This window comes from Virgibacillus salexigens (assembly GCF_000723585.1).
Taxonomy (GTDB): Bacteria; Bacillota; Bacilli; order Bacillales; family Amphibacillaceae; genus Virgibacillus; species Virgibacillus salexigens.
This window is the reverse complement of record NZ_CCDP010000001.1, coordinates 1,129,404-1,150,618: the sequence shown is the minus strand read 5'-3', so window position 1 is coordinate 1,150,618 and position 21,215 is coordinate 1,129,404. Positions and strand designations below refer to the sequence as shown.

Annotated in this window: 16 protein-coding genes and 1 pseudogene; 8 read left to right on the top strand and 9 right to left on the bottom strand. The window is 37.7% G+C overall.

The features are described from left to right. On the top strand, nucleotides 1–732 hold the full coding sequence (locus tag BN990_RS05145; RefSeq protein WP_021289308.1) for a MurR/RpiR family transcriptional regulator: 732 nt from the start codon (nucleotides 1–3) through the stop codon (nucleotides 730–732). On the opposite strand, the gene BN990_RS05140 is transcribed toward BN990_RS05145, so the two are convergent. From BN990_RS05140 to BN990_RS05125, 4 genes and pseudogenes are all read right to left on the bottom strand, one after another. After that, nucleotides 729–1,061, bottom strand: a complete 333-nt coding sequence (locus tag BN990_RS05140; RefSeq protein ID WP_021289309.1) for a PTS lactose/cellobiose transporter subunit IIA — start codon at nucleotides 1,059–1,061, stop codon at nucleotides 729–731. The two genes, BN990_RS05145 and BN990_RS05140, sit on opposite strands and share 4 nt — an antisense overlap. Nucleotides 1,062–1,063: 2 nt before the next feature. Then, the gene (locus tag BN990_RS05135) at nucleotides 1,064–2,410 is read right to left on the bottom strand and encodes a PTS sugar transporter subunit IIC (protein WP_021289310.1); all 1,347 of its coding nucleotides are present in this window, start codon (nucleotides 2,408–2,410) and stop codon (nucleotides 1,064–1,066) included. Between the two features lie 17 nt (nucleotides 2,411–2,427). Beyond that, on the bottom strand, nucleotides 2,428–2,733 hold the full coding sequence (locus BN990_RS05130) for a PTS sugar transporter subunit IIB (protein WP_031335033.1): 306 nt from the start codon (nucleotides 2,731–2,733) through the stop codon (nucleotides 2,428–2,430). A gap of 10 nt (nucleotides 2,734–2,743) precedes the next feature. Next, nucleotides 2,744–4,182: pseudogene (locus BN990_RS05125) on the bottom strand (glycoside hydrolase family 1 protein). Nucleotides 4,183–4,433: 251 nt separating this feature from the next. Between BN990_RS05125 and BN990_RS05120 the strand changes: the two are divergent. Then, nucleotides 4,434–10,418, top strand: a complete 5,985-nt coding sequence (locus BN990_RS05120; protein WP_051739027.1) for a lamin tail domain-containing protein — start codon at nucleotides 4,434–4,436, stop codon at nucleotides 10,416–10,418. A gap of 280 nt (nucleotides 10,419–10,698) precedes the next feature. Here the strand turns inward: BN990_RS05120 and BN990_RS05115 are convergent, their stop codons facing one another. Both BN990_RS05115 and BN990_RS05110 read right to left on the bottom strand, forming a co-directional pair. Continuing rightward, complete coding sequence (locus BN990_RS05115; RefSeq protein WP_021289314.1) at nucleotides 10,699–11,961, bottom strand: ArgE/DapE family deacylase; 1,263 nt, start codon at nucleotides 11,959–11,961, stop codon at nucleotides 10,699–10,701. 181 nt (nucleotides 11,962–12,142) lie between these two features. Further along, nucleotides 12,143–12,922, bottom strand: a complete 780-nt coding sequence (locus BN990_RS05110; RefSeq protein WP_038242799.1) for a GNAT family N-acetyltransferase — start codon at nucleotides 12,920–12,922, stop codon at nucleotides 12,143–12,145. Nucleotides 12,923–13,112: 190 nt separating this feature from the next. Here BN990_RS05110 and BN990_RS05105 point away from each other — a divergent pair, with 190 nt between their 5' ends. From BN990_RS05105 to BN990_RS05090, 4 genes are read left to right on the top strand one after another with little or no spacing between them, the layout of a single operon-like run. Continuing rightward, nucleotides 13,113–14,318: a CaiB/BaiF CoA transferase family protein gene (locus tag BN990_RS05105; protein ID WP_031335037.1), complete on the top strand. Its 1,206-nt coding sequence runs from the start codon at nucleotides 13,113–13,115 to the stop codon at nucleotides 14,316–14,318. Between the two features lie 12 nt (nucleotides 14,319–14,330). Continuing rightward, entirely contained in the window at nucleotides 14,331–15,248 is a 918-nt protein-coding gene (locus tag BN990_RS05100) for a hydroxymethylglutaryl-CoA lyase (protein WP_021289317.1), read from the top strand. Nucleotides 15,249–15,264: 16 nt separating this feature from the next. After that, complete coding sequence (locus BN990_RS05095; protein ID WP_038242798.1) at nucleotides 15,265–15,522, top strand: hypothetical protein; 258 nt, start codon at nucleotides 15,265–15,267, stop codon at nucleotides 15,520–15,522. Continuing rightward, nucleotides 15,507–17,000 carry a sodium:solute symporter family protein gene (locus BN990_RS05090; protein ID WP_038242797.1) on the top strand — a complete coding sequence of 498 codons (1,494 nt, stop codon included), beginning with the start codon at nucleotides 15,507–15,509 and terminating at the stop codon, nucleotides 16,998–17,000. Before BN990_RS05095 ends, BN990_RS05090 begins: the two co-directional genes overlap by 16 nt. Nucleotides 17,001–17,111: 111 nt before the next feature. Here BN990_RS05090 and BN990_RS05085 read toward each other — a convergent pair whose 3' ends face one another. The 3 genes from BN990_RS05085 to BN990_RS05075 are packed head-to-tail and all read right to left on the bottom strand — an operon-like array spanning nucleotide 17,112 to nucleotide 18,832. Further along, a complete protein-coding gene (locus tag BN990_RS05085) occupies nucleotides 17,112–17,570 on the bottom strand; it encodes a hypothetical protein (RefSeq protein ID WP_038242796.1) in 459 nt (152 codons plus the stop codon). A 42-nt stretch (nucleotides 17,571–17,612) separates the two neighbouring features. After that, entirely contained in the window at nucleotides 17,613–18,395 is a 783-nt protein-coding gene (locus tag BN990_RS05080) for a hypothetical protein (protein ID WP_038242795.1), read from the bottom strand. A gap of 50 nt (nucleotides 18,396–18,445) precedes the next feature. After that, on the bottom strand, nucleotides 18,446–18,832 hold the full coding sequence (locus BN990_RS05075) for a hypothetical protein (protein WP_038242794.1): 387 nt from the start codon (nucleotides 18,830–18,832) through the stop codon (nucleotides 18,446–18,448). Between the two features lie 751 nt (nucleotides 18,833–19,583). Between BN990_RS05075 and BN990_RS05070 the strand changes: the two genes are divergently transcribed. After that, on the top strand, nucleotides 19,584–20,006 hold the full coding sequence (locus BN990_RS05070) for a MarR family winged helix-turn-helix transcriptional regulator (RefSeq protein WP_051739026.1): 423 nt from the start codon (nucleotides 19,584–19,586) through the stop codon (nucleotides 20,004–20,006). Between the two features lies 1 nt (nucleotide 20,007). Then, nucleotides 20,008–21,198 carry an MFS transporter gene (locus BN990_RS05065; RefSeq protein WP_038242792.1) on the top strand — a complete coding sequence of 397 codons (1,191 nt, stop codon included), beginning with the start codon at nucleotides 20,008–20,010 and terminating at the stop codon, nucleotides 21,196–21,198. Nucleotides 21,199–21,215 lie beyond the last annotated feature (17 nt).

Sequence of the window (21,215 nt, the reverse complement as noted above, 5' to 3'; positions counted from 1 at the left end):
ATGTTTTCTGACAACCAGATTAGTCATTTTTCTGAATTAGAATATAGTCTTTATAACTTTATTATGAACCATCTGGAAAAGGTACAGTATATGCGGATTAGAGAATTAGCAAAGGAAACGCATGTATCTACAACCAGTATTCTTCGTTTCTGTAAAAAGATTGATTGTGATGGTTTTTCGGAATTCAAAATTAAGTTAAAATTATACCTGAAAGAAGCAGAGCAGCTGCGGATGATAAATACAACTACTTCCCTTTCTGAATTTCTCGAACGTACGTTACAGCACGATTATCAAACGAAAATATATGAGATTGCCAACCACTTAGTAAAGGCGAAAAATTTAATTTTTATTGGTATTGGCACGTCTGGTATTTTAGCAGAATATGGAGCACGTTATTTCTCTGCATTGCGGAAATTTTCCCTACATATAAAGGACCCTTTCTTTCCCATTCACCCAACAACTTTTGAAGACAGTGTTGCCCTTATCCTTTCCGTATCCGGGGAGACAGATCATGTACTTAATTTAACCAATCAGATGAAACAAAGAGGAAGTACGGTGGTAAGTATTACCAATCATTCTGACTGCACATTAGCTAAAATTTCGGATTATAACCTTGCTTACTTTGTTACACCAGAATATCGGAAAACATATAACCTTACCACCCAAATCCCTGTGATTCATTTTTTAGAAAGCCTAGCTAAAGCAACCTATGAAGTAATGCAACGAGATTAATTCTGCCCATGTATGGAGAGATGATGGATTCTCTTATACATGACTACCATTTCTGTCACCATCTCTTTTAAAGTTTCGGTTGTGAGCATCAGGTCTTCCGCATGCATGAGGAGCAGGGAGAATTCAATTTTGCTCCCTGCAGCTTCTTGGGTTATAAAAGCTGTATGAACCTTATGGCCGTTATTTAATAATGTAACGGCTTCAGCTATTTTTAGTTCTGCTTCTTCCATTCGATTTTCTCTAGCGGCATATAATCCCTCCATTAATGAACTTCTAGCTGAACCTACATGACTAATTAGATCAAATATTGCTTGTTCTTCTACCTTCATAGTCACACCTCTTCTTTATCTAAACTATCATTAGGTTGATTCCCAGGTATTGCTTTATTCGCGGCAATTACAAACGGTAAATAAATTAGAATGGAGACAACCACACATAAAATCCCTACAAATAAAGCCAGCCAATTTCCTCCCGAACCTAAGAAAGGGATAAGTACGCCAGGCGTTGTCCAAGGTATCGCATACGCTGAGGGTGGGATCAATTCTAGTGTAATAAAAAAATAACCAATGAGTGTGTTAACAAAAGGAACCATGATAAACGGAATCATAAACAACGGATTCAAAACGATTGGTAAACCAAAAATAACGGGTTCATTAATATTGAATAAACCTGGCGCAAGTGAAAGTTTTCCAATTTCACGATGATCCTTCCGCTTAGAAATAAACAATATTGCTAGTACCAAACCAATCGTCATTCCAGAACCACCATAGTTTGCAAAAGCATCATACAACGTTCCCCATGTTTCAGGATACGGTGCTCCCCAAGCCATCCCATTTTGTCCTACATATTCCAGATTTTCTAAATTCGCCTCTGCAAAAATTGCTTCCCGTACAGCCGCAACTGTATTTGGCCCATGAATTCCAAAAATCCAAAGGAGGTTAGAAACAACACCTAGAAATAGTACTGTCCATACGTTTGTGCCCATATCTTTCAATGGCGCCTGTAATACGGTATAAACTAACTCATGAATGCCCCCATCATTAAATTTAATAATTAAATAGTTTAATACAGAAACACCAATTGTAATAAAAATGATCGGGAATAACACACGAAATGACCTTGCTACTGCCGATGGCACCTGAGGCGGCATAGTAATTTGTAATCGCTTTGCTTTCGAAAGCTTACTAAAGATTTCACCAACTAATAATCCAATAATTAACGCAACAAATAATCCTTGAGCACCAAGCCATTGAACAGTCATATAACCTTGCCCATCAACATCGATATTTGCCGTATAAACGATAAAATAAGAGGATAAAGCAGTTAAACCTGCTAATAAATCATCCGCCTTTAAATAGATTGCAAGATTTCTTGCAACTAAAAACACAATGAAGATAGACATAATTTCTGTCGATCCCCGTAATACTGGGGTAAAGATTTCTTGATAGTTACTTAGATTCGGGAATAATTTATCTAAGAATAATAAATTTGCTATGAATCCATCCGGTGATAAAATCGCGAAATTTAATAATAAAATGATCGAACCAGCCATCGTTAATGGAAAAGCGAGAATGAATGCATCACGAACTGCAATAATATGACGCTGTGAATTTAACTTATTCGCAATCGGAACTAATATCCTTTCGATAACGCTTTCAAATTTGCTCATAAAACCCATTATTATCCCCCCTTTTTTTATTCTCCGTGGAGAGCCATTGCTCTATTTAACACCGCTTCTCCATTCATCGTTCCGTAGTCTCGCATATCAATAACTTCAACTGGAACTCTACCATTAATAATGGTATCAACTTGCGGTTTCTGGTAACGTACTTGTGGTCCAAGAAGAACTACATCTACTTCATCAGCCACCGTACTGCATTCGGATATTGGCAATGCAATAATCTCTACTTCTTTGCCTAAATTCGCTGCATGCTCCTTCATCTTGGTGACTAAGAGACTTGTAGACATACCGGCTGCACATACTAATAATATTTTCATTATCTCTCCCCCTCTATTCTTCTCTAAGCCCATTCTGCTTAATTACTGATTGATACCAATAAAAGCTTTTCTTTTTTATTCTACGTAAATCTCTTTCATTCCATTCATTTCGATCTACATAAACGAAGCCATATCGTTTCTGGTATCCATTTAACCAACTTAATAGATCAGTAAATGACCACGTACAGTATCCGAGTACTTCCACTCCATCCGATATTGCCTGTTGAACTTGCTCAATATGCGCTTTGATGTATGCAATTCGATAATCATCATTTATGAAGCCATTTGCTTCCACCTCATCAAATTCTCCTAGTCCATTTTCTGTAATTAAAACTGGTAGTCCATAGCGGTTGCTATTCGCCGCAATCCAATGCGAAGCCCTATTGGATCAATTTCCCAATCCCAATTTGTCACTTCCAGAAAAGGGTTTTTAACTGTTTTAAACAATCCTGGTACGCCTGACTCCGATGAAGTCCCTTTCTTCCCAGTCGTGTTCATTGTTCCCATACTTATTCCGTCTAGCGGATTGGATTCAACCGTTCCCGAGCGATAATAATTCACTCCCATGAAATCAGGCTTTGCTTCTTTTAGGAGTTCCATATCTCCCGGTTCTACCACTGGCGCTAAACTATGTGCTTCTAAGAAATTCCACATTATTTGCGGATATTGTCCAAATGCATAAATATCCATCCACCAATAGTTACGCTGCTCTTCAACATTCTCAAAAGCAAGTACATTGTCTGGCTTACTATCTAGTGGATATCCGGGCATATAGGCAAAACTCGGTCCAACTTTTCCTGCAGGCACATATTTACGAAAGGCTTGGATCACCTTAGCATTTGCTACATTTGCGATATGATTGGCTTGGTACATTCGCTTGGTATCCTTAACACCTGGTGGGTGGATACCCGCTTGATACCCAAGTCCGATAAACACGTTTTGCTCATTCATGGTTACCCAATAGGTTACTCGGTCTCCATATCGCTTAAATAAGGTAATACAATATTTCGTAAAATCATCAATGATCTTTCTCGATTCCCATGCGCCATATTCGTCCATTAATGCTTGTGGAACATCCCAATGATAGACAGTAATAATTGGTTCGATGTCATAAGAAAGCAATTCATTGATTAGATCATCATAAAATTGCAACCCCTGTTCATTCACCTTTCCTTTACCGATTGGATAAATTCTACTCCAGGCTATGGAAAACCGATATGCTTTTAAGCCCATTTCTGCCATTAAGGCAACATCTTCTCGATACCTGTGGTAATGATCAACCGCTACATCTCCATTTGTTCCTTTGTAGGTCATTCCCTCTTTCTTTGTAAAAATATCCCATACAGACGGACCTTTTCCGGCTTTATTCCACGCTCCTTCCACTTGATAGGCGGCTGAAGCAGATCCCCAAAGAAAATGATTGGGAAACGAAGTTCGCTTTTGATGTTCCATATGTTCCTCCTATTGATTTGCCTTATCAATAGTAAACGCTTTCAAATCATTCATGTAAATACTTTACCGAAGCTTCGTATCATGTACCACCATCTAGGAATCTGTTTCAAATAGATAACAAGTTGTAACATCATCTATTCATTTTTAGTAAATATAGATTATGATCGATTTACCAAATCTTCACAATATCTTCATTTCACTTTAATAGTTGAAACGTATACTTAAACTAAATTTAATCTAGGAGGGAAAAAATGAAAAAACGGAAGTTACATAGCTTACTTGCAGTTATTGCTGCCACCATGTTGTTTGTAACAAGTCTATTACAGTCAACTTCGATCGCTTATGCCTCTGTTTCAAATCCAATTGAAAAGGTAGAAAACGAAGAGCAGACCGATCAAGGTGAAAACAAAACGGCAGACGCAAAAGAAGAGCAAACCATGGAGGAATTAAAAGATCAGAAAGAGCTCCCTCTAGAAATAGAACATGAACCCCCTTCCCAAGTTGGTTATAACCAAGATCAATACATTCAAGCTACTGTTCCAAATGCGACAACCGTTCAACTCGTTTATCAAGCAACCAAATACGCACAACCAATTCGTGTCGATATGAAACGATCTAAGAACGATACATTTACAGAAACAATACCTGGATCCGTACTTTGGTCAGATTCCGTAGATTATTGGATTGAAGCGAAAAATAATCAGGAAGAAAAAACATCTACTGTCTATTCTCTACCAATTAAAAAACAAGCAGATGATGTTTCCTTATCAACATCATCCCTGCTTATTACTGAAGTAAATCTTAGAGAACAGCCTTTTATTGAACTTTATAACAACACGAATCAACAGTTGAAACTTAATGATTATACCCTATCTCTTGGGGATAAAAAGCTAGATATACCAGAAAGTACGGTAGCTTCTGGAAAAACAATCGTACTTTGGTTATCCGAGGCAAATAAAAACCGTAATGATTTTAATCAACTTTATGAAACCAACCTCACAGACGATCAACTTATCATGCTCGAATATAAGGACCTGCCTACCCAAGATATAAAACTACAGCTCGTTCATAATCAAAAGAAGGAAGACGTTTCTACTGTTTCTTATAGTGATTCAGATACAGCAGCTAGTCAATTATATTATTATCATGAAGGAGAAATGAAAAGCGGCGGTCTAACTAAGCAAGCTGCACCTATTAACCTTTTGCCTGGTCAAGTACCGGAGAACGTAATTGAAATTAAAGAGCCAACATCACCAGAAAATCAAACGGAGGGCACTTCTAAAAACAAGCAAGAAAAAGCCGAGCAACAACAAGCATTATATGACAATGCCGATAAGGGAAAAAATGAGTCTACACAACCAATTCAACATGAACCAATCACATCTGCTACGGATACAAACGATTTAACTATTACAGCTACTGCTCCTAACACAAATCAATTAACATTGCATTACAGAACAGGAGAAGGAATGACAGTACAAGAGCTTGTTTTTACGAAAGCGACTGATTCAAATGTGTATACTGTCACCATTCCTAAAGAACAGCTCTGGTCTCCTACTTTTTCGTATCGGATTGTCGCTGAAGCTGAAGATGGGACAACAATTAGCTATCCTGAAACAAATGATATACAAGTTACTATAGAACAAACCAATAAAGCTGATCCACAAACCATACCACCATTACTGATTACCGAAATTACACCTGATACAGCAAATATAAACGGTGCCGATGCCTATGAATTTATCGAAGTCTATAATAATTCCAATCAGCCCATTCAAATGAGCGATTATCAAATCATTTACCGTTATCCAACAGAAACAGCTGATCAGCATTGGGATATTACAAATGATCAACTAATCGAACCTCAAGACAGCTTTATTATTTGGATAAAAAATGATGGAAATCAGAAGCAAACGGTTGCTGACTTTAATACGCACTACGGGTTAACGATGCCAGAAAGCCATGTTGCCAAACTAGATAGTGCCGGTATGGCTAATGGTAGTGAACGTACGCTAATTGTTGCAGACAAGTATGAGAATGAGATCATTGCTGCTTCGTACAATCAAGTAACCGATGATACCAATGCAGATCAAGGGATTGTTTATACGTATCCAGCAGAAAATGACAGAATGGTTAAAGCTGGTATTGGCGAAGGAATGACGCCATTAACCATTATTGATGGACAAGCACCTGAGGAGCCTGTAGTCATTAATGATACAAGTACACCAGTCATTGAATCACCTACTTTCACAGTAACGAAAGAACAAATCATTTTTAATGTAACAGTTACTTCCGAACAAGAAATCATTGGGACTAATCTTGCAATACTTCAAAGTGAAGATACTCAATATCAAACATGGTCCCTACAAGCTTCCGAAGATGATTCCCAAACCTACACGGTTACAATTCCTCGAGAAGAGATTTGGAGGGAAACCATTCAGTTTTATGTGGAGGCTTCAAATCAATCTGGAGATACTAAAACGGATGTAGAAGACTATACTTTTTCTCAGCAACCGATTGACTATCAAGAAGTTCCACCATTACTAATGACGGAGATTACACCAGATACAACAAATTTGAATGGTGCGGATGGCTATGAATTTATCGAGGTCTATAATAATTCAACAGAATCAATTAACTTTAAGGACTACAGTATTCGCTACCGATACCCAAATACGAGTGCAAGTAATGATCTAGTTTGGGGGCCTGAAGAAGGAAAAGATATAATGATACCTTCTGGTGAATCCATCGTATTCTGGGTAATTAATCATGGAAATACAGATAAGCAAGCAGCTGATTTTAATGCCCATTTCCAAACCAATTTAGTAGATGGAGATAACCTATTTAAAATATACAATAACGGCATGGCTAACGGCAGTGAACGTACGTTATTAATTGCCACTAAAACGGGAGAGGAACTCTCTTATGCAAGCTACAATGACCTAGTTGACAGCGATGACACCGTTGCTAATAAAGGTATTTTCTATCGTTACCCCATCGATGGAAGTCTACAATCAACAAAAATTAGTGCTGGAGAATGGGATGCGACTCCTGGAGAAACATTAGCAGCACAAGTACCACCTAAAAGAATAAACCTACCAGCAGATAGAGAAGAACCAATTATTAAAAATACGACAACGAAAAAGAAAATAACATCTGAAGAGCCAGTAACCCTTTCCGCTGCCATTACGGATAATATTGGAATTAAGTCAGCAGCTGTTTATTATCGCACTGATGAAAAGAAAGATTTTCGAAAAGTAAACTTAGAGAAACAAGCCGATAACCACTATCAGCATATCGTATATGAACCAGAACTTATAGGAAAACAAACGCTAGAATACTATTTTGTCGCTAGCGATGGCCGAAACCAATTAACTGCTCCTGCTAATTATATAGAGATTGAGAATCCATTTTCACAAGAAGGATTAAGGCTTAATCTCGAAGATAATCAACTACTTTCTGGTGAAAAAGTGATTAAAGCAACCGCTGATACATACAACAATGAAACGCAGCTATTTATTGATGATCGGCAGATAACAGATACTTTTGAAGCAATGGAAACGGAGGCTTACTTTGCCTTTGATGTAAAGGAAACAAATATTTACTTTAAAAATGGCGTAACCATGGGAGATGAGATTCTCGAGGTTTTTGACGACACGTATACGGATTTCACGACATTAACTGTACCGGTGTCTGCTGAACGGCTTCAGCAAGGGGAAAATACGATTTCTATCCGAGCAGGTAACAAAGTTAGTCCATTTGATGAAACTTCCGAAGAGAATCGGGATGATTTTATGATAAAAAATATCCGACTCGTTTTAAAAGACGGGACAACCATCTATGATCCAGCTTATTCAGATCCTAGCAAAGCGTATTCTATTGGCGATAGTCCAAGAAAAGATGCTATCTACGACTTTAACTTTAATTTAGAAGAAGAACAATTTACATCAACAGCTTATGTATTTGATACAACATCTGTAGAAGATGGAAAGCATGAAGTAAAAACAAGTTATCAAGATAAGACAATAACAACTGCGATTATAACTGATAATACAAGTCCAACACTAATCCCTTCCATTAACGAGGGAAAAACATACAAAGGTGAATTTACGATTGATGCAGAGGCAAAAGATGCCACAAGTGAGGTTACATCAATAACTGCAACGTTAGATGGAGAATACATTTCCTTACCTTACGAAACGTCATCTGCACTACTAAAACCAGGGAGTCATGAACTTGTCTATCAGGCTACGGATAAAGCAAATAATGTAGCAAAGAAAAAGGTATCCTTTTCTGTTACAGAAGAGCATCCATTAATGCCAGATTGGCTTAGTGATAATGCTCATACAACAAGCGCCAATCTATCCGTAACTGTAAAGGACCCGACGAATGACATTATGGATGTTAACTTCCATGAAGCTTTTCAATACACGGCCGAAGATGAGAATATCACGATTTCACAAAACGCAGTCAGCACTGAACCCCCTATTGGCTACTTACCAGATGGAGAAGATCGTCTTACAAAAGAACAGCGAAACCAACTGCAGGCTTTAGATGGAAATGAATTATCTACCGAATCGAAGCAAAAATTCCCTTATCACCGATTTGATGTCAGGGTAGATAAACAGGTAGATAAAAATGACGAAATCGAAATTGTCTGGAATGGTTCTTCTTTAGAGGGAAGAAAAGTAACCATGTATGCTTGGAATTATGAAACAAGCAAATGGGCGCCGCTCGTATCTACGATTGCAGGAAAAGAAGCATTTCAACTTATAGGCTCTGTAAAAGGGTTGGATTATGTACAAGATCAAAAAGTCAGTGTGATTGTCCAAGACCAAATCGCCAACCCAGGAGAAGATTTTAGTTTCGTTTGGATGGCAGATACACAATATTACTCCGAAAGTTATCCATATATCTATGATAAGCAAGTGGATTGGATTGCGAACAATCGAGATACGTTAAACATTGAATATGTTTTTCATTCTGGCGATTTAGTAAATGTTTACGATGATTTTGAACAATGGGATGTTGCTGATAGATCAATGCGCGTTCTCGATGACGCAGGCATTCCTTATGGGGTTGTCGCCGGCAACCATGATGTATATAATAAAAGCCGAAACTATGAGAATTACTATCAATTCTTCGGCGCAGATCGGTTTGAGAACAATGATTATTATGGAGGTTCTTTCCAAAATAATCGCGGACACTATGATTTAATTTCTGCGAATGGCATGGACTTCATCATGGTACATCTTGGCTGGGGAATCGAAGAAGAGGGTATCGAATGGCTTAATGAAGTTTTACAAGCACATCCTAATCGAAAAGCGATTTTGAATGTACATGAATACTTGCTAGCAACTGGAAGCAGAAGCCCAACAGGAGACGAATTATTTGAAAAAGTTGTCGTGCCAAATGAAAATGTCTTTGCTGTTTTATGTGGACATTATCATAATGCACAAACATTGATAGATGAAATTGACGATAATAGAGATGGCATTTCCGATCGTACGGTTTATCAAATGTTGGCCGATTATCAAGGAGGTCCTGAAGGTGGACAAGGGTATTTACGAATATTGAATTTCAATATGGAAAACAATCAAATTGATGTACAAACCTATTCTCCGCACTTAGATGACTATAATTATTATAATCCGGAAGAATATCCTGGAAAAGATACATTCTCGTTGGATTATGATATGGCAGCTCAAACGAAAAAAGTAGCAACAGATTATCTAGAAGTAAATGTATATACCGATACATTAATCGATCGTGTTGAAAACGTCCCAAGTGGTGAAAAAGCTTCCGTCGCGTGGCAGAATTTAGATCCAGATCATGAATATTTCTGGTATGTTGAAGCAACCGATAAATATGGCGGTACAACCCGTTCTGATATTTGGAGTTTCCTAACGGAAGATGGGGAAATTGTTAATCCAGGAGACAACGATGATAACAAGGAAGAAGATGGTAACGAATCGGAGAATAAAGATGGCGATGGTGATGGTAACCCAAGCGTTGAAAAGCCAAAAGCAGGTTCTGAACAAGATAAAACAGATAAGAATCAAGATGATTCATCGCCATTAATTGAAAATACATCCAATAACCCAGGCAATGGATCTTCTCTACCGGATACAGCAACCAGTATATATAATTATCTGTTAATCGGAGCTCTTTTCTTACTCGCCGGCCTAAGTATTTGGCTGATTTACTACTACCGCAGGCGACATATCCTAACTTAGGTTATAGGGTCGGTTTCAAAAAACTTGGCATGATTTCCGCGGACACGGCCACAACTAACTTCGGGGTAAGCAAAAATTGCTTCCCCCCAAGTTAATCTTTGGACCGGTACTCTTCCCGTAGGAATCATGCCTATTTTGATTTTCTTATCTACTCCTTTGTTGTGCTTTCTATAAACGGTGAATGAAACATAGATTGACTATGCAGTAGCTCTTTACCAGCATACGGAAAGTTTGTCTTTAAAAAGTAGTCATTCTACGTAAACTCGTTCATTTCCTTATACTATTGAACTTTACACCAATCTAATATAAACGCCGCTATTGTTTTCGTAGTCGTCTTTAAGCTATCTAGATGAATATATTCATTTGGTGCATGCATATTAGCACCGCTTGGACCATAGCAAGTAGCAGGAATGCAAAATTCTTCAAAAGCTCGTATATCTGTTGTAGCCGTAAAACCAATGGATTCAAGCTGTTTATTTGTCGTAATTTCATGCGCATTAGCAAGTGAATCCATTAATGAAGGATCAACCGAAGAAAAACCCGGAGCGTGAAACCCATAAAATGTGATCTCAGGAGGAGTTTGCTTTAACCAGTTATCTTGATTAGCTGCTTCCAACAACCACGCTTTGACCTCTTTTTGAATATCTGTTGGATTTACATCTGCATAAAAACCTACTCTCGCCTCAAATGTACATACAGATGGCACATTCGAAGCCCAATCCCCTCCATGGATAATTCCAACATTTACATTCAGTGGATGAGGATGATTTTGAAAGTCTGGATGCTTTGGCTTTTGATTAATATATTCTCTATAGGCATCTAATGTCTCAATTAAATATGCTGCCTTATTAATTGGATTTTGCGCTTTTTCTGCACGTTCGACATGCGCACCGCTTCCTCTCACTTTTACACGTACCCACATGACCCCAAGCTGACCTTTTATCGCTCGATGGGACGTAGGTTCTGGTATAAGCGCACCGTCAGCAGTATATCCTTTGTCTAACAATGCTAGCGCTCCATTTCCAGTACATTCTTCTTCGATTACTGTCTGAATTTGCAAAGCTGCCCCTAGTTCAATACCAGCTGCTTGAATTGCTTTTACGGCATAGATCATTGCTGCAACGCCTGATTTCATATCACAAATACCTCGACCATACATTCTTTCATCCACAATTGTAGGATGATATGGATCATAGTCCCATAACTCCACTGGTTCTGCACTTACAACATCAATATGCCCTTGCAAAATTAAGCTCTTCCCTATTTTATTAGGATTCTCCCATTCTCCGACTAATACAGGCCGATCCTGGTAAGACCATTCAGGCTGCCCATAATTGTGATACTTTTTTAATCTTTCTGGTTCAGGATCAAAGGTGGTTGTTGTTAGATTCATTTCATCTAAGTGACCTTGAATAAAGGTTTGAATTGCCTTTTCATTACCTAATGTACTTTTATATGTCCCTAGCATCTTTAAAAATAATTTTTCCTCTTCCCATAATACATCGATCTTTTCATTCACTTCTCCAATTACGTGTTGATTCAATTTGGTTACCTCCATTCATGGAATCTTATTTTTTAAAGAATATATAGACTAGTATGACAATTAACCGTAAAAATGGAAAGTATCAGCTTCCATGAATAAGTGGTACCAGATGAAGTAACCTTATATAGATGTTTTTAGATATATAAAACCGGAGAGCATTTTAATGTTCTCCGGAGTACACTTACTTTGTAAAATAGTAATAACTATAAGGTTTTTCGGTATCTCGAATAAATTCATGCGCTTGATAGCCTTGGCTAAATAAATGAACAAATGCTTGTCTTGACTTCATTCGCCATTCAATAGCTGTCAACAAATCCCTATCTTTGATATCTTGAATATGACTTGGGATCGTAACAGCATACACATCGTTAGATAATGACTCTGTATAATAATCAGTCATCACTGGCTTCCCATTCTGCTCACTTAATAATACACTTGCTTGTTCTAGTGATGCCATTTTTAGTTCTGCTTGGTCATTCCAACGCCATTCGATAAACATCCGATCGGTAGGCATTCCCTTATTCAGCCCATCATCCATTTCACCATAATAATCTTCCTTATAGATTGCTCCGGTTGCTCCTAATTTGTGTACATTAAGATAGGCATTAAGACTTTGCAGTGGATCGAATGTCCAGATCATTTTAGCATAGCCCATCTCCTCTGCGATTTTTGCTTGCCTTTGTTTCATTCTCTCCCCTAAACCAGCTTTACGGTATGCTGGTAACAATCCTAACATATGGGAGTATAAATAGGGCTCCTTCCCGTCAAATCCAGCAAAACTATATGAAAAACCAACTAACTTCTTGCCATCGTACGCACCTAACATAAGTCCTCCATTGTTTACCGCTGTGAAGGTTTGATGGACAGGTGTCGCATTCCCCCAAATCACATCCTCTAACATGATGACATTCTCCAGTTCATTCATTTCAGTAATTGTTCTAATATCCAGATTCCCTTTCATTGTACCTCCCACCTACTCTCATTAATATGTATTGTTAAATCATATAGGATATATCAGCCACTTTTCAAGCATATACTTCCCTATTCTTTCACCAGATAGCTAAGAACATATGCCCATCTTTGACTTGATTGTCATATCGTTTATCCAACCCACGTAATCTTATATAAAATCTATAAATAAGAATAAGAGGATGATAGACGTGATAGCAGCATTAGAAGGATTACGTGTAATTGAATTGGGGAGTTTAATTGCTGGCCCTTTTGCTGGTAGGCTTTTTGCAGAGTTTGGTGCTGACGTTATTAAAATAGAACCGCCAAAAAAAGGTGATCCACTTCGTGAGTGGCGTTATATGTATGACGGAAAATCATTATGGTGGTCCCTGCAAGCAAGAAATAAAAAATCCGTTACCATTGACCTTAAATCAGCCGATGGCCAAGAACTTGTTCGAAAACTAATTGATGAAGCAGATATTGTTATTGCCAACTTTCGACCAGGCACACTAGAAAAATGGAATCTAGGATATGAACAACTAGCTAAACGGAATCCTAAGGTTATCATGGTATTGGTCTCAGGTTTTGGACAGTCTGGCCCCTATCGAGATAAACCTGGATTTGGGAGTATTGGTGAATCTATGGGTGGCATTCGTTATATAACAGGCTATCCAGAATTACCGCCTCCACGAGTAGGAATAAGCATTGGCGACTCGCTTGCCGCTTTATACTCCGTTATTGGAGCACTTATGGCTGTATATCACCGGGATGTTCGCGGGACAAAAGAAGGTCAATTAATTGATGTTGCTCTCTATGAATCTGTTTTCAGCCTGATGGAATCCCTCCTACCAGAATATGATAAATTTGGTGTCGTGCGAAAGCGCACAGGTGCTAAGCTACCTGGTATTACTCCTTCGAATACCTATCCTTGTAAAGATGGTAAATATATTGTTATCGGTGGAAATGGAGATAGTATATTTCAACGCTTCATGCATGCAATCGATCGAGCTGATATCGCTGAAGATGAACGATTTCGATCGAATAGTGGACGATCCCAATATGCTGATTTCTTGGACAAAGCCATTAACGATTGGACTAAACAAGTAAACCTAGACAAAGCATTGACTATCTTAGATGAAGCAAATGTACCTGCTGGCCCGATTTATAGTATTGAAGATATTGTCAAAGACCCTCAATACATGGAACGGGATATGATCCAAACCTATTCTTTAACAGAAAATGATACTGTAAAGATTCCTGGAATTGTTCCTAGAATGAGTAAAACCCCGGGTAGGACAAATTGGTTGGGTCCGGATTTAGGAACACATACCGTTGAAACATTAAGAAATTATTTAAACCTAACGGAACAAGAGATACAAGATTTACAAGACAAAGGGATTATTTAAAGGAGACTCGTTATGAGTAAACAAATATATATTCACGAAGTGGTTACCAGGGATGGTTTACAAAATGAAGACCAATTTCTTCCAACCAAAGATAAAATACATTTACTTAATCAACTTAGTCAAACAGGTTTAGACAAAATCGAAGTCACATCCTTTGTTTCTCCGAACGCAGTACCTAATTTGGCAGATGCTGAGCAAGTAATGACATCGATACAGCGGAATCCACAAATATCGTATAGTGCACTCATCCCTAATGTGATTGGGGCCAAGAGAGCAATGAAATGCCATGTAGACGAAGTTAATTTGGTTGTATCGGCGAGTGAGACACATAATCAAAAAAATATCCGACAATCCATCCAACAAACATATGATCAATTCGAATTAATCATCGATTATTTGTCTGATAAACCGGTGATACGCAATGGTTCCATTGGAACTGCCTTTGGCTGTCCTTTCGAAGGGAAGGTATCTGAATTTAAAGTACTCCTATTAATCGAAGCATACAAAAGTTTGGGCATAGAAAACATTACGTTAGCAGATACCACTGGAATGGCTACACCCACACAAGTATATCAATTATGTAAACAAGTACTCACCTTTTTTCCAGACCTCCAACTGACCATGCATTTCCATAATACCAGAGGTATGGGATTAGCAAATGTTATTCAAGCCATCCAAGCAGGGGTTACGCATTTTGATTCATCTTTAGGTGGAATTGGCGGATGCCCATTTGCTCCAGGAGCAACTGGAAATATATGCACAGAAGATGTCGTCCATATGCTTTATTTTATGGGTTATGACTTGAATGCTAAGTTAGACAGCCTGATAGATAGTTCTATTCATCTTCAGTCTCTACTTTCCCATGAAACTCCTGGCCAAGTTAGCAAGGCAGGTAAAATTACGGATTTACATGATCCATCCAAATTTTAAGCAAGGAGATTATAGTATGAAACTAATAAAGGAACCAATTAAAAATTGGAAGTTATGGGTTGTTTTCGGTGTGCTGTTCTTATTAAGCGTTCCATGGTATTTTCCAACAGGTAGCTATAAACCGATTATTCTTGGGATTCCTTACTGGGCATGGATTATCCTGTTTGTCTCAATAGCCTTTTCAGCAACGATTACCTTCGCTATTAAACGACTCTGGATAACGGAGGAAATAACTACGGAGAGAAAGGAGGATAACAAATGGAACAAGAACTAGCTTTTGGTGGCTGGGCAGGAATCCTGATTATGGCGAGTTACGGTTTATTGATGCTAGGAATTGGACTGTTTACATTTTTAAGAAACCGCAATCTACGAAATAGTAATGAAGAGTATTACTTGGGTGGAAAAGGTTTAAGTATCATGGTGCTTTTTTTTACTTTTTATGCCACTCAATATAGTGGAAATACGATCATTGGGTATGCACCACAAGGATATCGAATTGGCTTCGAATGGATTCAATCGATCACTTTTATGATATTAGTCATGGTCGGCTACCTATTATTTGCGCCCCGATTGTATGCCCTAAGTAGAAAACATAACTTCATTACGCCATCCGATTGGTTAGATAAACGATTTCGCTCTAAAGGCATTACCATTTTAGGATCTTTTCTTATGCTCTATGGTCTAGGTAATTATTTATTAGAACAATTAGTTGCAGTTGGACAGGGTGTTTCTGGATTGACCGGAGGAACCATTCCATATCAAATTGCTGTTGTGTTTTTTATCATTATTATGTTAATTTACAGTTGGCTCGGCGGTATGCGTGCAGTAGCCTATACGGATACAATGCAAGGAATTGCGCTCCTCTTCGGTGTTTGCATACTTGTAATCGGTTCTATTATTTACTTCGGCGGTCTTCCTACTTCAGCCAATTATATGGCTACACTTTCGCCAGAAAAACTTGGTGTCCCGGAAGCGAGTGGAATTTCTGGATGGTTTAGCATGTTGCTCCTTACGTGTATAGGTGCAGCAATCTATCCCCATGCAATTCAACGTATCTTTTCTGCCAAAAACGAAAGTACATTAAAAAACTCACTGATTGGTATGGCATGGATGCCGTTTATTACAACGGGGGTTATTTTTCTTGTTGGTATTATTGGTATAAACGCTTTTCCGAAGTTGGATGTCATGGAGTCCGAACAATTGGTTGGGATGATGGCGAATGTAATTGCATCGCAAAATGCCTTTTTCTATTGGGCAATGATTCTATTATTCGGAGGGATAATTGCAGCAATTATTTCTACTGCGGATTCCGTATTATTAACCTTCTCTTCCGTAATATCCAAAGATTTATATGGTAAGTTCATTAATTCAAAGGCATCTGAACATAAACAAATTATTGTTGGAAAAATTTCCGGAATTCTGGCCGTTGCTGTTTTATTATTGTTAGCATGGTACCCTCCAGCAACGTTATACGAAATATTTGTTTTGAAATTTGAGTTACTCATACAGATTGCTCCCGCATTTATTCTCGGCTTATACTGGAAAAAGCTTCATACAGCTTCTGTTTTTACTGGAATGATTGTGGGGACAATTTTAGCAAGCTTGATGACATTTATAAATATGGAACCGCTTGGCGTATTTAGCGGTCTTTGGGGATTGCTAGTAAACCTGATCATTTGTGTTTGTGGGAGTTACCTATTCCAAGTGACTACAGAAGAGCAGACAGAAGCGGAGAGAATAATAGGTTTATAAAATCACAACAACACTAACCTACTACTTCATGTAATATTTATCATAAAAATAAGTGTAGAAAGACCGATGGTTTTTCTACACTTCAATATTCTGTTCGATAAAGAATTATTGCTATTCTGTAACTTCTTGCATTTTTGTTTTCGCTTCTTGAACAATTTGATCTAATTCTTTCAGCTGAGCTGGATCGATCGTTCCATCCTGATTGTTTTGCTTTTCAATCTTATTGATTAACGTATCCGTATAACGTTGCAATTCTTTTGTTCGTGCCTTAATTTCAATACGAACCGTTTCATTTAAATCGCGTTCAGCTTCCTCTACCTCTTCTTTCAAGGCATCATTCAGACGATTCGTTTGTTCGTTTTGCACAGCTGAAATTTCCAATTCGATATGATCAATTGCTTCATCGGTTTTTTGTTGAAACCAATTTGTCAGCATCCCCGTTATATTCTGCTCTGCAAAGACAGCCGTATATGCGCCACCTGTTAACAACATACATAGTACTATACAAAACGTCCATCGACATATTTTCTTATTCTTTGTTCGTTCGCCATTGATTTGTCTATCTGCCACCTGCTTCTCCCCCCTTCACAGGTGATTCATCACAGTTCGAAATTACTCATTTATCCCTGAAACCACTTCATCAAGCGCTGCTTTAGCCTCATTTTCTAGTGTTTGTGCCGTTGCCGTAATTATGATTTGTTGTTCTTCTACCAATCCTCCAATTAATTCCGTAACCGTTTCTCTTAAATCGTTTATTGCCCAATCCACTTGGTTTTGTAGATTACGTATCGTTACTTCCTCATTCGTTGCAATTTCCGCTTCCAAATCAGCTTGCGCATTGGCAATTGCTTCTTCCAACTCAGCAACCGCTTGCGACTTTGCTTCGGTTAAATCAGAAGTTAATTGGTTTACCGCTTCATCTCCCAATTGTTCTGTAAATGCTGTTAAATCATTGGTTGCGTATTGAAGACCTTCTACTCCTAATCTTTCAATCTCTAGGTACCCATCAAGAAACACATTATAGAACTGTAATCCCATCTCCTCTAAAATCATGCTTTCTTCTTCACTCAACGATTCAATATGTTCTAGTTTTGCAGCGACGACTTCTTGAAGGGATGCTGCTGTCTCCTCTGTTCGAGCTAAATCAATATCTAACGATGCATCACGCCTCAATTGACCATATTTCTCTTCTAGTTCCGGCAGCTTGCTTTCACCGTACTCGTTAACTTCTTCTTCAATTGTCGCTACAGAATCATTAAACATCCCGTCATACCACTGGCGGATAGTTATCCCTGCATCCGTATTAGCAAATACTACACCAGCGCTTGATAATATCCCTACTCCAATGACTCCCGCAGCAACTTTCGATTTTAAAGTTCCTAATCCTAGTTTCATTCTCAACTCTCCCCTTGCTTTTATTATTTGGAAGGACTCGTTGTTGAATCCTATTGATATAACCACGATTCCAGTGAACGACGAACATTATTTGATATACCTTGTTGTATCTCAGGCTTCTTTTTCTCTGAATAATTGTCCAACCGTTCATAATTCGATTTACTTATTGCTTCGGTGATTTGTTCCTCATACGCTTCTCCATACTGCTGAATCTCTAGTCTAGAATCTATACCAAGTTGCTCTAGTCTTTCTTCAACGTAGTTTTGTTGATGATTTAAAAGATAGTCATTTAAAATATTTTGTTTAAAATTATCTTCCGTATGCTCGTTTATCCAACTCTTCATTTGAAAAATGGAATACCACATCTCTTTATCAGCTGCCACATGACTGGAGCTTATTAAAACGATGCAAAAAGCAATTGCTAATGATTTTTTCATTTTCCATACAACCTTTCGACTCAATACTTATCGCTTATATAGATGTATTCATTACCATCTTTTATACTATCTTAGCAAAATATCAATAGATTAAAATCTGAATATTATACTATTTTTAAAATAGTATAATAGTTTTGCAAGATATCTATCTTTCATGCAACTGGTCTTATTTTAGGTATAAAGTCCTGGTGTTTCTTTTCTTTTTCAACAAATTCACAGAAAAACTGCAGTCTGCTCAAAACACTTAACCAAAAACAATACTATTTTCCTATTAAACCGATAACTGCTTTGATTTTTGTACTAATTACTGGATTACCCCACTAAGAAATAGGGTTAAAAATAATCAGGATGGATTGACTAAATAACGTAGTGAAAAGTCGCGTTCGCTGGAGGCATCATTCATGAATATTGATATAATTATCAATTTGACATCGTTACTCCTTGCTATGGCATTCTTTCTTATGACGATGTACAATTTAATACTAAGCATTACATACCTAATTAAAAAGGTAATTCATTCATCTTGGAATGATTGTCTTACTAATGCTTATTGTAATTATAAGTCTTCATAATGTTGCGTATTTTGGATAAATGGATAGATTGCAAGTCAAAGGAGAGAAGAATTATCTACCCTTTTATATTGATGATTAAAAGCCGAGTTAAATACTAGGCTTTACAAATTATTTTCCAAGGTATAAAATAGATCGAGTATATTATTTACCTAGGTAAATATAAGTTGAGGATGGTACTTGTGAATAACATAACAAATCGGGATCTGCTCCATTTATTAAATCAACGTTTTCGCTATTTAACCAAAGAAATGAACAAACGACTCAGTGACCATGGGTTGTATGCTTCCCAATGGTCTATTATTTTTTCTATTCAGCGATTTGGGCCAATGACACAAACAGATATATGGAAATATTTAAACATTGAAGCGCCAACCGTTACACGAACGCTTTCTCGTTTAGAAAAAGGTAGTTGGATTGTTCGAAGACAAGGAGAGGATAAACGCGAACGAGTCATTGAATTAACCGACTATGCAAAACAAAATTTTTCGGTTGTTCAAGAAACAATGGATACATTTGATGAAGATATGGTGACTCATTTATCACCAGAAGAAAGGAATCATTTGTATCGATTATTGGAAAAATTAGCAACAGGAGAGAAGTAATATGAGTCAAGAACAAAAAATATGGACGAAAAGTTTTATAAGCATTTCGATGACACAATTCTTAATTTTCATGTCGTTTTATGCTTTAATGACAACCTTACCTATTTATGTCATCGATAATTTAGGAGGGACAGAAGCTGAAGGTGGGTTAGTGGTAACTGCTATGTTATTAGCAGCAATTATTGTCCGTCTTTTTTCCGCTAAATTATTAGATAAGACCGGAAAGAAAATGGGATTAGTAGTTAGTGTGGCAAGCTTTGCAGTAACTTCATTTCTATATCCAGTAATTGACGCATTTATGTCTTTATTAGCTTTACGTTTCTTTCATGGTTTATCATTTGGTGTCATTACAACTGCGACAGGGGCGATAGCAGCAGATATTATCCCACCATCACGACGAGGTGCTGGCCTTGGCTATTTTGCTATGGCAATGAATCTAGCAGTTGTTGTCGGACCTTTCATTGGGCTAACCGTATTACAATTTACGAGTTTTCAAAACTTATTCATTATTTTAGCGGTATTAATGATCGTAGCTGTCATTAATTCAATCATGGTACAGGTGCCAAGAGGAGCGAATGCTCCTGAAAAAGGGAAGCGAAAATTAACGATCCATGACTTTATCGAAACAAAGGCTATAACGATTGCACTCATTTGCAGTTTAGTATCGTTAGCTTATGCAAGTGTCATGTCCTTCATTTCTGTATACGCCAATACTTTAGGACTAGCATCAACAGCGAGTTATTTCTTTGTTGTATTTGCCGCAGTTATGCTCTTATCAAGACCATACTTTGGAAGGTCATTTGATTCTAAGGGACCGAAATTTGTTATATTCCCATGCTTAATTATGTTTACTATGGGACTAATTGCACTAAGTTTGACCAATTCACCTTGGATGCTTTTATTATCAGCTGTTCTTATTGGTCTTGGATATGGTACCATCTTACCAAGTTTCCAAACAATGGCTATACAAGCTTCACCAAAAAACAGAAGTTCTCATGCAACATCAACGTTCTTTATTCTCTATGATTCCGGGATTGCAATTGGATCATTCATATGGGGAATTGTCGCATCAGGAGTAGGGTATGCGAATCTTTATCTCGTGTGTGCAGTAATTGTTATTGTAGCACTTGCTCTCTTTAATTTATACCATTCAAGAGCAATAAAACCTAAGGCAAAACAAGAAACTGCATAGTTCCTACATCATCTCAT